Source organism: Burkholderia sp. SRS-25 (assembly GCF_004343765.1).
GTDB classification, from domain to species: Bacteria; Pseudomonadota; Gammaproteobacteria; order Burkholderiales; family Burkholderiaceae; genus Burkholderia; species Burkholderia contaminans.
Genome location: NZ_PTXM01000022.1, coordinates 11,940 through 26,138, shown reverse-complemented (window position 1 = coordinate 26,138; position 14,199 = coordinate 11,940). Strand labels below are relative to the sequence as shown.

At 61.6% G+C, this 14,199-nt stretch carries 11 protein-coding genes; all 11 read right to left on the bottom strand.

All coding sequences use genetic code 11. The features are described from left to right. Positions 1 to 6 precede the first annotated feature (6 nt). Complete coding sequence (gene rplB, locus C5O79_RS28575; protein WP_006482900.1) at positions 7 to 834, bottom strand: 50S ribosomal protein L2; 828 nt, start codon at positions 832 to 834, stop codon at positions 7 to 9. Positions 835 to 836: 2 nt separating this feature from the next. After that, the gene (gene rplW / locus C5O79_RS28570) at positions 837 to 1,151 is read right to left on the bottom strand and encodes a 50S ribosomal protein L23 (RefSeq protein WP_004199275.1); all 315 of its coding nucleotides are present in this window, start codon (positions 1,149 to 1,151) and stop codon (positions 837 to 839) included. Next, the gene (gene rplD, locus C5O79_RS28565; RefSeq protein WP_011350675.1) at positions 1,148 to 1,768 is read right to left on the bottom strand and encodes a 50S ribosomal protein L4; all 621 of its coding nucleotides are present in this window, start codon (positions 1,766 to 1,768) and stop codon (positions 1,148 to 1,150) included. The genes rplW and rplD overlap by 4 nt, the downstream gene beginning before the upstream one ends. Further along, complete coding sequence (gene rplC, locus C5O79_RS28560) at positions 1,768 to 2,418, bottom strand: 50S ribosomal protein L3 (RefSeq protein ID WP_006482922.1); 651 nt, start codon at positions 2,416 to 2,418, stop codon at positions 1,768 to 1,770. Before rplC ends, rplD begins: the two co-directional genes overlap by 1 nt. A 177-nt stretch (positions 2,419 to 2,595) precedes the next feature. Further along, positions 2,596 to 2,907, bottom strand: coding sequence for a 30S ribosomal protein S10 (gene rpsJ / locus C5O79_RS28555; protein WP_004199280.1), 312 nt, complete (start codon positions 2,905 to 2,907; stop codon positions 2,596 to 2,598). Positions 2,908 to 3,194: 287 nt separating this feature from the next. Then, positions 3,195 to 4,385, bottom strand: coding sequence for an elongation factor Tu (gene tuf, locus C5O79_RS28550; RefSeq protein ID WP_011350666.1), 1,191 nt, complete (start codon positions 4,383 to 4,385; stop codon positions 3,195 to 3,197). A 39-nt stretch (positions 4,386 to 4,424) separates the two neighbouring features. Further along, positions 4,425 to 6,527, bottom strand: coding sequence for an elongation factor G (gene fusA / locus C5O79_RS28545; RefSeq protein WP_039339232.1), 2,103 nt, complete (start codon positions 6,525 to 6,527; stop codon positions 4,425 to 4,427). A 123-nt stretch (positions 6,528 to 6,650) separates the two neighbouring features. After that, positions 6,651 to 7,121, bottom strand: coding sequence for a 30S ribosomal protein S7 (rpsG, locus tag C5O79_RS28540; RefSeq protein WP_006477195.1), 471 nt, complete (start codon positions 7,119 to 7,121; stop codon positions 6,651 to 6,653). A 172-nt stretch (positions 7,122 to 7,293) separates the two neighbouring features. Further along, positions 7,294 to 7,674: a 30S ribosomal protein S12 gene (gene rpsL, locus C5O79_RS28535; RefSeq protein WP_006400662.1), complete on the bottom strand. Its 381-nt coding sequence runs from the start codon at positions 7,672 to 7,674 to the stop codon at positions 7,294 to 7,296. Positions 7,675 to 7,901: 227 nt separating this feature from the next. Then, positions 7,902 to 9,749, bottom strand: a complete 1,848-nt coding sequence (gene recQ, locus C5O79_RS28525) for a DNA helicase RecQ (RefSeq protein WP_039339229.1) — start codon at positions 9,747 to 9,749, stop codon at positions 7,902 to 7,904. 198 nt (positions 9,750 to 9,947) lie between these two features. Continuing rightward, the gene (rpoC, locus tag C5O79_RS28520; RefSeq protein ID WP_046544763.1) at positions 9,948 to 14,192 is read right to left on the bottom strand and encodes a DNA-directed RNA polymerase subunit beta'; all 4,245 of its coding nucleotides are present in this window, start codon (positions 14,190 to 14,192) and stop codon (positions 9,948 to 9,950) included. Positions 14,193 to 14,199 lie beyond the last annotated feature (7 nt).

The following is a 14,199-nucleotide window of genomic DNA, read 5'->3' as shown; positions in this document are numbered from 1 at the left end:
TACTCCTTAACGCTTGTGACGGCGCTGGACGATCATCGTCGTCGTGCGCTTGTTGCTACGGGTGCGATAACCCTTAGCCGGCGTACCCCACGGGCTAACCGGATCGCGACCTGCAGCCGTCTTGCCCTCACCACCACCGTGCGGGTGATCAACCGGGTTCATCGCAACGCCACGCACCGTCGGGCGGATACCGCGCCAGCGGTTCGCGCCAGCCTTGCCGATCTGGCGCAGGCTATGCTCTTCGTTGCCGACTTCACCGATCGTTGCACGGCACTCGATGTGCACGCGGCGGATTTCGCCCGAACGCAGACGAACCTGCGCGTAGACGCCTTCACGCGCCAGCAGCATGGCCGACGTACCAGCCGAACGCGCCATTTGCGCGCCCTTGCCCGGCAGCATCTCGATGCAGTGGATCGTCGTACCGACCGGAATGTTGCGGATCGGCAGCGTGTTGCCTGCGCGGATCGGCGCTTCCGAACCCGACATCAGCTGTTGGCCGACGGTCAGGCCCTTCGGGGCGATGATGTAGCGACGCTCGCCGTCTGCGTAGAGCACCAGCGCGATGTTCGCGCTACGGTTCGGGTCGTACTCGAGACGCTCGACCTTTGCCGGGATGCCATCCTTCGTGCGACGGAAATCGACGATACGGTAGTGCTGCTTGTGACCACCACCCTTGTGACGCGTGGTGATACGACCGTTGTTGTTACGGCCGGCGGTCGAGCTCTGCGAGTCGAGCAGTGCCGCGAACGGCTTGCCCTGGTGCAGGTTCTTGTTGACCACCTTGACCATCGCGCGGCGACCCGGCGATGTCGGCTTAACTTTAACGATTGCCATGATTACTTGGCCTCCGCTTCAAAGTTGATTTCCTGGCCGGGCTTCAGGCAAACGTACGCCTTCTTCACGTCCTTGCGGCGGCCCATCGAACGGCCGAAGCGCTTTTGCTTGCCCTTCTGAACCAGCACGTTGACCGAATCAACTTCAACCTTGAACAGCAGCTCGACAGCCGCCTTCACTTCCTGCTTCGTGGCATCCGGTGCGACTTCGAACACGACTTGCTCGTTCTTGTCGGCAACCAGCGTCGCCTTTTCCGAGATCACCGGTGCGAGCAGGACCTGCATCAAACGATGATCGTTCTTGCGAATCTCGCTCATGACAGCAACTCCTCGATCTGGGCGACCGCAGCCTTCGTGACCAGCACTTTCTTGAAGTAGATCAGCGAGAGCGGGTCAGCGTAGCGCGGCTCGACAATTGCCACGTGCGGCAGGTTGCGCGATGCCAGGTACAGGTTCTCGTCGACCGTGTCGGTGATGATCAGCACGGAGTCGAGACCCATGGTCTTGAATTTTTCGGCCAGCAGCTTGGTCTTCGGCGCTTCGAGGATGATGTCCTCGACGACCGACAGACGGCCTTCACGGGCCAGCTGCGAGAAGATCGAGCAGAGACCTGCGCGATGCATCTTCTTGTTGACCTTGTGCGAGAAGTTTTCTTCCGGCGAATTCGGGAAGATACGACCACCGCCACGCCACAACGGGCTCGACGACATACCGGCACGAGCGCGGCCCGTACCCTTCTGGCGCCACGGCTTCTTCGTCGTGTGCTTGACTTGCTCACGGTCCTTCTGTGCGCGGTTACCTTGGCGAGCATTCGCCTGGTAAGCGACGACGACCTGGTGGATCAGCGCTTCGTTGTAGTCACGACCGAACACGACGTCCGATGCGTTGACCACTGCACCTTCCTGACCATTTTCGTTCAGGAGCTTGAGTTCCATTATTTCGCCCCCTTGGTCTTGACGGCCGGCGTCACGAAGACCTTGCCGCCCTTCGCGCCCGGAATCGCACCCTTCACGAGCAGCAGCTTGCGCTCTGCGTCGATACGAGCGATTTCGAGGTTCTGCACCGTCACCGTCACGTCACCCATGTGACCCGTCATGCGTTTACCCGGGAAAACACGACCCGGATCCTGCGCCATACCGATCGAGCCCGGCACGTTGTGCGAGCGCGAGTTACCGTGCGTGGCACGGCCGGAGGAGAAGTTGTAACGCTTGATCGTACCGGCGTAGCCCTTACCGATCGACACGCCTTGCACGTCGACCTTCTGGCCCACTTCGAAAAGATCTGCACCGACCACGGCGCCATTCGACAGCTCGGCTGCCTTGGCCGCGTCAATGCGGAATTCCTTGAGGATTTCACCGGCTTCGACACCGGCTTTGGCGAGATGACCTGCCAGCGGCTTCGTCACGCGCGAGGCACGACGGGAGCCGAATGCAACCTGCACGGCCGTATAGCCGTCGGTTTCAACAGTCTTGATCTGCGTCACGCGGTTGTCCGACACGTCCAGCACGGTGACGGGAATCGAATCCCCTTCAGCCGTGAAGATACGGGTCATGCCAACCTTGCGACCTACGAGTCCAAGGCTCATCATTTTCTCCATTCCCGACTGCGATTGGTCGGGGCTGATTTACAAAATGCCGGGCACGCAAGGCCCAACTTTTTTACGCGAATACGCGAAAAGCCAAGCATTATAGCCCGCCCTCGCGTTTTTCGCAAGCAATCAAAGACTTAGCGCCGCCCGACAAGCCGACCGGCGCTGGAAGCCTTACTGCAGCTTGATTTCCACGTCGACGCCAGCCGGCAGGTCGAGCTTCATCAGCGCGTCAACCGTCTTGTCGGTCGGATCGACGATGTCCATCAGGCGCTGGTGGGTACGGATTTCGAGCTGATCGCGCGACGTCTTGTTGACGTGCGGCGAACGCAGGATGTCAAAACGCTGAATGCGCGTCGGCAGCGGCACCGGGCCACGGACGATTGCGCCAGTCCGCTTCGCGGTATCGACGATCTCGGCAGCCGATTGATCGATCAGACGATAGTCGAATGCCTTCAGGCGAATGCGGATTTTCTGTTGCTGCATGACGATTCCTTGGAAAGAGCGAGGCGATGTTGCATCGCCGGACACTAAAAGAACGTGAAACTTGACGCCTGCGGGGAGCGAGACATCAGGTTCCGGACGGTACTTCCACTGCTAAGCCCGCGATTCTACACGAAATTCTGGAACGATGGTGCGAGTTTCTCGCCCCGCGCTTTCGCGTGACGGAAAAACAAAACCGGGTGCCAGCGCAAGCTGGACACCCGGTTTCGACGGTACGGACTGCATACCGCGGAATCGCGGACCCCGTCGGGATCCGCGGATCGTCGATATTACTCGATGATCTTGGCGACGACGCCGGCGCCGACCGTACGGCCGCCTTCGCGGATTGCGAAGCGCAGACCTTCTTCCATCGCGATCGGAGCGATCAGCTTCACCGTGATCGACACGTTGTCGCCCGGCATCACCATTTCCTTGTCCTTCGGCAGCTCGATCGAGCCCGTCACGTCCGTCGTACGGAAGTAGAACTGCGGACGGTAGTTGTTGAAGAACGGCGTGTGACGGCCGCCTTCGTCCTTGCTCAGCACGTACACTTCAGCCGTGAAGTGCGTGTGCGGCGTGATCGAACCCGGCTTCGCCAGAACCTGGCCACGCTCCACGTCTTCACGCTTCGTGCCGCGCAGCAGGATACCAACGTTGTCGCCCGCTTGACCTTGGTCCAGCAGCTTGCGGAACATTTCAACGCCCGTGCAGGTCGTCTTCACCGTCGGCTTGATACCGACGATTTCGATTTCTTCGCCGACCTTCACGATGCCGCGCTCAACGCGACCCGTCACAACCGTACCACGGCCCGAGATCGAGAACACGTCTTCAACCGGCATCAGGAACGCGCCGTCAACTGCACGCTCCGGCGTCGGGATGTACGTGTCCAGCGCGTCGGCCAGGCTCATGATCGCCACTTCGCCCAGCTCGCCCGTGTCGCCTTCCAGCGCCAGCTTCGCCGAACCCTTCACGATCGGCGTGTCGTCGCCCGGGAAGTCGTACTTCGACAGGAGTTCGCGAACTTCCATCTCGACCAGCTCGAGCAGTTCAGCGTCGTCCACCATGTCGCACTTGTTCAGGAACACGATGATGTACGGAACGCCAACCTGACGCGCCAGCAGGATGTGCTCACGCGTTTGCGGCATCGGGCCGTCTGCTGCCGAGCAAACCAGGATCGCGCCGTCCATCTGCGCTGCGCCCGTGATCATGTTCTTCACATAGTCAGCGTGGCCCGGGCAGTCGACGTGTGCGTAGTGGCGGTTAGCCGTTTCGTACTCGACGTGTGCCGTGTTGATCGTGATGCCGCGCGCCTTTTCTTCCGGTGCCGCGTCGATCTGGTCGTATGCCTTCGCTTCGCCGCCGAACTTCTTCGTCAGAACCGTCGTGATCGCTGCCGTCAGCGTCGTCTTGCCATGGTCAACGTGACCAATCGTACCAACGTTCACGTGCGGCTTGGTCCGCTCGAATTTACCTTTTGCCATGATTCTCTTCTTTCAAAAATTATCGATTGAGATAACGAATTACTTCGACTTCGCGCTGATGATCGCGTCAGCAACGTTGCGCGGAGCTTCAGCGTAGTGCTTGAACTCCATCGTGTACGTTGCACGACCTTGCGTCAGCGAGCGCAGCGACGTCGAGTAACCGAACATTTCCGACAGCGGTACTTCGGCGCGCACGATCTTGCCGCCGCCAACCATGTCTTCCATGCCCTGGACGATACCGCGACGGCCCGACAGGTCGCCCATCACGTTGCCCATGTAGTCTTCCGGCGTCTCGACTTCGACAGCCATCATCGGCTCGAGGACGACCGGGTTCGCCTTGCGCATTGCTTCCTTGAACGCCATCGAACCGGCCATGCGGAACGCGTTTTCGTTCGAGTCAACGTCGTGGTACGAACCGAACGTCAGGTGAACCTTCACGTCGACGACCGGGAAGCCAGCCAGCACGCCCGACTTCAGCGTGTCCTGGATACCCTTGTCGACCGCCGGGATGTATTCACGCGGAATCACACCACCCTTGATCTCGTCGAAGAACTCGTAGCCCTTGCCTTGTTCGTTCGGCTCGAGCGTGATGACTGCGTGACCGTACTGGCCGCGACCACCCGACTGCTTGACGAACTTGCCGTCGACGTCCTTCGCCGTCGAACGGATCGTTTCGCGGTATGCAACCTGCGGCTTGCCGACGGTTGCTTCCACGCCGAATTCACGCTTCATCCGGTCGACCAGAATTTCGAGGTGGAGCTCGCCCATGCCCGAAATGATGGTCTGGCCCGACTCTTCGTCGGTCTGCACGCGGAACGACGGATCTTCCTGAGCCAGGCGGTTCAGTGCGAGGCCCATCTTTTCCTGGTCAGCCTTGGTCTTCGGCTCGACAGCCTGCGAAATCACCGGCTCCGGGAACACCATGCGCTCGAGCACGATCGGATTTGCCGGATCGCACAGCGTGTCGCCGGTGGTCGCTTCCTTCAGGCCGACCGCTGCGGCGATGTCGCCTGCGCGGACTTCCTTGATTTCTTCACGCTGGTTCGCGTGCATCTGCAGAATACGGCCCAGGCGCTCCTTCTTGCCCTTGGTCGAGTTCAGCAGCGTGTCGCCCGAGTTGACGACGCCCGAGTACACACGGAAGAAGATCAGCTGGCCGACGAACGGGTCGGTCATGATCTTGAACGCGAGCGACGAGAACTTCTCTTCGTCCGACGCCTTGCGCTCTGCTTCTTCACCGTTCTCGAGCTCGCCCTTGACCGGCGGGATGTCGACCGGCGACGGCAGGAAGTCGATCACGGCGTCGAGCATACGCTGCACGCCCTTGTTCTTGAACGCGGTACCGCACAGCATCGGCTGGATTTCGCACGCGATCGTACGGTCGCGCAGCGCCTTGACGATGTCGGCTTCCGGCAGATCGCCTTCTTCCAGGTACTTGTTCATCAGGTCTTCGCTGGCTTCAGCAGCCACTTCGACCATCTTTTCGCGCCATTCCTTGCAGGTCTCTGCGAGCTCGGCCGGGATGTCGACGTAGTCGAACTTCGTGCCTTGCGACGCTTCGTCCCAAATGATCGCCTTCATCTTGATCAGGTCGACGACGCCCTTGAAGTTTTCTTCCGCGCCGATCGGCACCACGACCGGAACCGGGTTCGCCTTCAGGCGCAGACGGAGCTGGTCGTAGACCTTGAAGAAGTTCGCGCCGGTACGGTCCATCTTGTTGACGAACGCGAGACGCGGCACCTTGTACTTGTTCGCCTGGCGCCACACCGTTTCCGACTGCGGCTGCACGCCGCCCACTGCGCAGTACACCATGCACGCGCCGTCGAGCACGCGCATCGAGCGCTCGACTTCAATCGTGAAGTCGACGTGGCCCGGGGTGTCGATGATGTTGATGCGGTGTTCCGGATAGTTGCCGCCCATGCCCTTCCAGAAGGCGGTGGTAGCAGCGGACGTGATCGTGATGCCACGCTCCTGTTCCTGCTCCATCCAGTCCATCGTGGCTGCGCCGTCGTGGACTTCACCGATCTTGTGGTTCACACCGGTGTAAAACAGAATGCGCTCGGTCGTCGTCGTTTTGCCGGCGTCGATGTGAGCGCTAATACCGATATTGCGGTAGCGCTCGATAGGAGTCTTGCGAGCCACTTTGATCCTCTACTGGGATGACACGATGCAGCCCTGCTGCATCATGCTTCAACACAAACGGGCGAGGCGCCTGAAAAGCGCACCCGCCCGGAATTTATTTCCGCTAAAAGCCCAGCCAGGCGCTTAGAAACGGAAATGCGAGAACGCGCGGTTGGCTTCTGCCATGCGGTGAACTTCGTCGCGCTTCTTCATCGCGCCGCCACGGCCTTCGGCCGCTTCGGAGAGTTCACCTGCCAGGCGCAGGGCCATCGACTTCTCGCTACGCTTCTTCGCAGCCTCACGCAGCCAGCGCATCGCCAATGCCATACGACGCGACGGGCGCACTTCGACCGGAACTTGATAGTTGGCACCACCAACGCGACGGCTCTTCACTTCGACCACCGGCTTGACGTTGTTGAGCGCAACCGTGAACACTTCCAGCGGGTCCTTGCCACCCTTCGTCTGGATTTGTTCGAATGCGCCATAAACGATGCGCTCTGCGACCGACTTCTTGCCGGACAGCATCAGCATGTTCATGAACTTGGCTACATCAACGTTACCGAACTTCGGATCCGGCAACACTTCCCGCTTGGGGACTTCGCGACGACGCGGCATGATTCTTCCTTTACTTGTTCAGTTGGAGCTGGTTCCAGCTCCGCGGCCACCAACAAACCCGATCACATCTTCACGACTAACCAGCTTGGCCGGGTGACCACTTACTCGACAGCACCGGCAATCCGGCACTCCCGCCTTGACCGCCCTGTGGCGATCCCTGATCAAAAACTGCTTACTTTGCAGCCTTTGCACGCTTCGCGCCGTACTTCGAGCGCGCTTGCTTACGGTCCTTGACGCCCTGGGTATCCAGCGAGCCGCGAACCATGTGGTAACGCACACCCGGCAAGTCCTTCACACGGCCGCCGCGGATCAGCACAACCGAGTGTTCCTGCAGGTTGTGGCCTTCACCGCCGATGTACGAAATCACTTCGAAGCCGTTCGTCAGACGAACCTTGGCGACCTTACGGAGTGCCGAGTTCGGCTTCTTCGGCGTCGTCGTGTACACACGGGTGCACACGCCGCGACGCTGGGGGCAGTCCTGCAGGGCCGGGCTCTTGCTCTTCGTCGTTTCCGACTGACGGCCTTTGCGAACCAGTTGGTTGATGGTTGGCATTGTTTATTCCTGAAATTGAACAAAATCTGCGCATCGATTTCGGGCAAAGCGAGAATCGGCGCACAGTTGACTTCCGAACCGGCGAAACGGGTGCGAACCTTGGAACGCGACTCGGCCCACCGAATACCGGAACCCAGCATCATATTCCGGAAATACCAACTAAGTCAACGGCTTGCGTGATTTGCCAGCCGGACACGTGGTTTACCGGAAGGGTCGGAACGACTGTGTCAGGCCGACTCGACGACGTCGATGATCTCGTCGCCGAAGCGCTCGAGCTTGCGCACGCCCATGCCGGGGATATGGCGCAGGTCGTCGATCGTCTCCGGCGCGTTGCGTGCGATCTCGGCAAGCGTCGCGTCGTGGAAGATCACATAGGCGGGCACGCCGTCCGTTTTCGCGGTTTCCGCACGCCACGCACGCAGCGCATCCCACCGTGCGCGCTCACGCGTGCCCATGCCGGCCGTCGGATCGACGCGCGTACCGCTGCGGCTCGACGACTGGCGCGTGCGCTGCGGCTTCACGTAGCGGCGCAGCGTGACCTTCTCCTCGTTCTTCAGCACGGGCTTCGCGGCCTCGGTCAGCATCAGTGCGCCGAAGCCGCCATGGTCGACGGCCAGGTAGCCGTACGCGACGAGCTGCCGGAAAATCGCACGCCACTCCGGCTCGGACAGCGCCGCGCCGATTCCGAATGTGCTGAGTTGGTCGTGGCCGCGCTGCAACACCTTCTCGGTGCGCCCGCCGCGCAGGATCTCGATCAGGTGGCTCGAGCCGAAATTGAAGCCGCTCGCGCGCTGCGCGCGGAACACGCACGACAGCGCCATCTGCGCCTCGCGCGTCGCGTCCCATGAATCGGGCGGCTCAAGGCACGTGTCGCAGTTGCCGCACGGCTTGCTCTCCTCGCCGAAGTAGTTCAGCAGCCGCACGCGGCGGCACGAGATCGTCTCGCACAGCCCGAGCAGTGCGTCGAGCTTCGACGTCTGGACGCGCTTGTGTGCGTCGTCCGCATCGGACTCGTCGATCATCTTGCGCTGCTGAACGACGTCGCCGAGACCATACGCCATCCATGCATTCGCGGGCATCCCGTCGCGGCCGGCGCGGCCGGTTTCCTGGTAGTAGCCTTCGACGCTTTTCGGCAGATCCAGGTGCGCAACGAAGCGCACGTCCGGCTTGTCGATGCCCATGCCGAACGCGATCGTCGCGCACATCACGATGCCTTCCTCGCGCTGGAACATTTCCTGGTGCTTCTGTCGCACCTCGAACTCCATCCCCGCGTGATACGGCAACGCACGCACGCCCTGCGCCTTCAGCCATTCGGCCGTTTCCTCGACCTTGCGGCGTGACAGGCAATAGACGACGCCTGCATCCGTCGTACCGTCGGCATTCGTGTGTTCGGCGCGGATGAAATCGAGCAGTTGCGAACGCGCGTTGTCCTTTTCGACGATCCGGTAGCGGATGTTCGGGCGGTCGAAGCTCGATATGAACACGCGTGCATCGTCGAGCGCGAGACGGTGGATGATCTCGTCGCGCGTAATCGCATCGGCCGTGGCGGTCAGCGCAATGCGCGGCACCGACGGGAACCGCTCGTGCAGCACCGACAGCTGAATGTACTCCGGGCGGAAATCGTGCCCCCATTGCGACACGCAGTGCGCTTCGTCGATCGCGAACAGGCCGATCTTCGCGCGCTCGAGCAGGTCGAGGAAGCGCCCCGTCATCAGCCGCTCCGGCGCGACGTAGAGCAGATCGATCTCGCCTTCGCGCAACGCGCGCTCGGTCGCCGCAGCCTCGGCGCCCGACTGCGTCGAATTCAGGTACGCGGCGCGCACACCCACTTCGCTCAGTGCGGCGACCTGGTCCTGCATCAGCGCGATCAACGGCGACACGACGATGCCGGCGCCCTGCCCGGCCTCGCGGCGCAGCAGCGCGGGAATCTGGTAGCACAGCGACTTGCCGCCGCCGGTTGGCATCAGCACGAGGCAATCGCCGCCGCCGGCGACGTGTTCGACGATCTCGCCCTGCTGGCCGCGAAATGCGGGATAACCAAATACTTCGTCGAGGATTTCGAGGGCGCGGGACATGAATGAGGAGAGGGACGGCTAAGCGATGACCGCAATTTTAACAACCCGCTCGCGCGACGCGTGGCGAATCATGCGGATTTGGCCGATTGGCCAGGATTCGTTCACTCGCATGAACGACGGACGAAAAAAAACCGCCCGGCAGAACCGGGCGGTTTCGGTGACAGCGAGGTAATGCAAGGCGGCTCGCGCCGCCCGCACTTACTCGGCTGCCGGGTGTTGCTGCGGCTCTTCTGCCGGCGCGCTCGGCGTGCCGAAGTCGAATGCCTCTTCCGCTGCGATCTGGTCGAAACGCTCGCGATCCGACGATTCCTTCGCCTTGCGTGCCTTGTGGAACGCGAGACCCGTACCGGCCGGAATCAGACGGCCGACGATCACGTTTTCCTTCAGGCCACGCAAATCGTCGCGCTTGCCCATGATCGCCGCTTCGGTCAGCACGCGGGTCGTTTCCTGGAACGATGCCGCGGAGATGAACGAGTCGGTCGACAGCGATGCCTTCGTGATACCGAGCAGCACGTTGTCGTACGAAGCCGGACGCTTGTCCTCGGCGATCATGCGATCGTTCTCGTCCAGCATGTCGGAACGCTCGACCTGTTCGCCCGGGATGAAGCGCGTATCACCGTTGTCGGTGATCTGCACACGACGCAGCATCTGGCGAACGATCACCTCGATGTGCTTGTCGTTGATCTTCACGCCCTGCAGACGATACACGTCCTGCACTTCGTCGACGATGTAGCGCGACAGCGCCTCGATACCCTGCAGACGCAGGATGTCGTGCGGATCGGCCGGACCGTCCACGATCATTTCGCCCTTGTTGACGACCTGGGCATCGTGAACCAGAACCTGCTTTTCCTTCGCGATCAGGAACTCGTGCTGATTGCCCTCGAGGTCCGTGATGACGAGACGCTGCTTGCCCTTCGTGTCCTTACCGAACGACGTCGTACCGGTGACTTCCGCGAGAATGCCGGCATCCTTCGGCGAACGCGCTTCGAACAGTTCCGCCACCCGCGGCAGACCGCCGGTAATGTCACGCGTCTTCTGCGCTTCCGTCGGGATACGTGCGAGCACTTCACCGACCTGCACCTGCTGACCATCCTTCACGGTGATCAGTGCGCCGACCTGGAAGCCGATCTGCACCGCGTGCTCCGTGCCCGGAATCTTCACTTCGTCGCCGTTCGCGTCGAGCAGCTTGACCTGCGGACGCACGCTCTTCGAAGCTTGCGAGCCACGACGCTTCACGTCGATCACGACCAGCGTCGACAGGCCGGTCACGTCGTCAATCTGCTTCGCGACGGTCACGCCTTCCTCGACGTTCTCGAACTTCACCGTACCACCGTACTCGGTGATGATCGGACGCGTCAGCGGATCCCACGTGGCGAGCTGCGTGCCTGCCTTGATCGTCGCGCCGTCGAGCTGCAGCAGCGTCGCGCCGTACGGCACTTTGTGACGCTCGCGCTCGCGACCGAAATCGTCGGTGATCATCGCTTCGCCCGAACGGGAAATGACGATCTGCTCGCCCTTCGCGTTCGTGACGTAGCGCATCGTCGCCGTGAAGCGGACGATACCGTTGCTCTTCGCTTCGACCGACGAAGCCACTGCCGCACGCGATGCCGCACCACCGATGTGGAACGTACGCATCGTCAGCTGCGTGCCCGGTTCACCGATCGACTGTGCCGCGATCACGCCGACTGCTTCGCCGACGTTCACGAGCGAGCCGCGGCCGAGGTCACGGCCGTAGCAGGCTGCGCACAGGCCGTAGCGCGTTTCGCAGGTCAGCGGCGTGCGCACGCGCACTTCGTCGATGCCGAGGCGTTCGATTTCCTCGACCGCCGTTTCGTCGAGCAGCGTGCCTGATTCGTACACCGTTTCCTGCGTTTCCGGGTTCACGACGTCCGCAACCGCAACGCGGCCGAGGATACGGTCGCGCAGCGCTTCGACGACTTCACCGCCTTCGACGAGTGCCTTCATCGCCACGCCGTTCGACGTGCCGCAATCGTCCTCCACCACGACCAGATCCTGCGTGACGTCGACGAGACGACGCGTCAGGTAACCCGAGTTCGCGGTCTTCAGTGCCGTATCAGCCAGACCCTTACGTGCACCGTGGGTCGAGATGAAGTACTGCAACACGTTCAGACCTTCGCGGAAGTTCGCGGTAATCGGCGTCTCGATAATCGAGCCGTCCGGCTTCGCCATCAGGCCACGCATACCGGCCAGCTGACGAATCTGAACCGCCGAACCCCGGGCGCCCGAGTCGGCCATCATGTAGATCGAGTTGAACGATTCCTGGCGCGTTTCCTTGCCGTCGCGATCCGTCACCGGCTCCGTCGACAGCTGCTCCATCATCGCCTTGCCGACCGCTTCCGACGTTGCCGACCAGATGTCGACCACGTTGTTGTAGCGCTCCTGCGCGGTGACGAGACCCGACATGTACTGACGGTCGTACTCCTTCACCTTCTTCGCGGCGTCGCCGACGATCGTTTCCTTCTGCGGCGGCACGAGCATGTCGTCGACGCAGATCGAGATGCCGGCACGCGTCGCGAGACGGAAACCCGACTGCATCAGCTGGTCGGCAAACACCACCGTCGCACGCAGACCGCACTTGCGGAACGCCGTGTTGATCAGGCGCGAGATTTCCTTCTTCTTCAGCGGCTTGTTCAGCACCGAGAACGGCAGGCCGTGCGGCAGGATCTCCGACAGGATCGCGCGGCCGACGGTCGTCGCGTACAGCGAGATCTTCGGCACGAACGGCGGTGCGCCTTCCGACGTGTCTTCGTTGTGGACCATTTCGGTGATCCGCACGTTGACGCGCGATGCCAGCTCGACTTCCTTGTTCTCGTACGCGCGGATCACTTCCGACACGCCCGTGAACGACAGGCCTTCGCCCTTGGCGTTGACCGCTTCGCGGGTCGCGTAGTACAGACCCAGCACGATATCCTGCGACGGCACGATCGACGGATCGCCGTTGGCCGGGAACAGCACGTTGTTCGACGCCAGCATCAGCGTACGCGCTTCCATCTGCGCTTCGAGCGACAGCGGCACGTGAACGGCCATCTGGTCACCGTCGAAGTCGGCGTTGAACGCCGCGCAGACGAGCGGGTGCAGCTGGATTGCCTTGCCTTCGATCAGCACCGGCTCGAACGCCTGGATACCGAGACGGTGCAGCGTCGGCGCACGGTTCAGCATCACCGGGTGCTCGCGGATCACCTCTTCGAGAATGTCCCACACCACCGGCGTCTGGTTCTCGACTTCCTTCTTCGCAGCCTTGATGGTCGTCGCGACGCCCATCACTTCCAGCTTGTTGAAGATGAACGGCTTGAACAGCTCGAGCGCCATCAGCTTCGGCAGACCGCACTGGTGCAGCTTCAGCGTCGGGCCGACCACGATGACCGAACGGCCCGAGTAGTCGACGCGCTTACCCAGCAGGTTCTGACGGAAACGACCGCCCTTACCCTTGATCATGTCGGCGAGCGACTTCAGCGGACGCTTGTTGGCGCCCGTCATCGCCTTGCCGCGACGACCGTTGTCGAGCAGCGAGTCGACGGCTTCCTGCAGCATCCGCTTTTCGTTGCGGACGATGATTTCAGGTGCCTTCAGCTCGAGCAGACGCTTCAACCGGTTGTTACGGTTGATCACGCGGCGATACAGGTCGTTCAGGTCCGACGTCGCGAAACGGCCGCCGTCCAGCGGCACGAGCGGACGCAGTTCCGGCGGCAGCACCGGCAGCACTTCGAGAATCATCCACTCGGGCTTGATGCCCGAGCGCTGGAATGCCTCGAGGACCTTCAGGCGCTTCGCGTACTTCTTGATCTTCGCTTCCGAGCCGGTGTTCTTCAGCTCGGTGCGCAGCGTCTCGACCTGCTCGTCGATGTTGATCGCGCGCAGCAACTCACGCACGCCTTCCGCGCCCATTTCGGCACGGAATTCGTCGCCGTATTCCTCGACCTTGTTGTAGTAATCCTCTTCGGTCATGATCTGCCGCGCCTTCAGCGGCGTCATGCCCGGTTCGATCACCACGTATGCTTCGAAGTACAGCACGCGTTCGATGTCGCGCAGCGTCATGTCGAGCACCATGCCCAGACGCGACGGCAGCGACTTCAGGAACCAGATGTGAGCGACCGGCGAGGCCAGCTCGATGTGGCCCATCCGTTCGCGACGCACCTTCGCCAGCGTCACTTCGACGCCGCACTTCTCGCAGATCACGCCACGGTGCTTCAGACGCTTGTACTTGCCGCACAGGCACTCGTAGTCCTTGATCGGCCCGAAGATCTTCGCGCAGAAGAGACCATCGCGTTCCGGCTTGAACGTACGGTAGTTGATGGTCTCCGGCTTCTTCACTTCGCCGAACGACCACGAACGGATCTTGTCGGGCGAGGCCAGACCGATCTTGATCGCGTCGAAAACTTCTTCCTGTTGGACTTGCTTGAATAGATCGAGCAGAGCTTTCATTGCTTTC

Bases quoted from the DNA above. Each gene is read 5' to 3' on its own strand.
- rpsL (WP_006400662.1), bottom strand. From the start codon at position 7,674: ATGCCAACCATCAACCAACTGGTTCGCAAAGGCCGTCAGTCGGAAACG.
- rpsG (WP_006477195.1), bottom strand. From the start codon at position 7,121: ATGCCGCGTCGTCGCGAAGTCCCCAAGCGGGAAGTGTTGCCGGATCCG.
- rplD (WP_011350675.1), bottom strand. From the start codon at position 1,768: ATGGAACTCAAGCTCCTGAACGAAAATGGTCAGGAAGGTGCAGTGGTC.
- rplB (WP_006482900.1), bottom strand. From the start codon at position 834: ATGGCAATCGTTAAAGTTAAGCCGACATCGCCGGGTCGCCGCGCGATG.
- recQ (WP_039339229.1), bottom strand. From the start codon at position 9,749: ATGTCCCGCGCCCTCGAAATCCTCGACGAAGTATTTGGTTATCCCGCA.
- tuf (WP_011350666.1), bottom strand. From the start codon at position 4,385: ATGGCAAAAGGTAAATTCGAGCGGACCAAGCCGCACGTGAACGTTGGT.
- rpsJ (WP_004199280.1), bottom strand. From the start codon at position 2,907: ATGCAGCAACAGAAAATCCGCATTCGCCTGAAGGCATTCGACTATCGT.
- rplC (WP_006482922.1), bottom strand. From the start codon at position 2,418: ATGAGCCTTGGACTCGTAGGTCGCAAGGTTGGCATGACCCGTATCTTC.
- rpoC (WP_046544763.1), bottom strand. From the start codon at position 14,192: ATGAAAGCTCTGCTCGATCTATTCAAGCAAGTCCAACAGGAAGAAGTT.
- rplW (WP_004199275.1), bottom strand. From the start codon at position 1,151: ATGAGCGAGATTCGCAAGAACGATCATCGTTTGATGCAGGTCCTGCTC.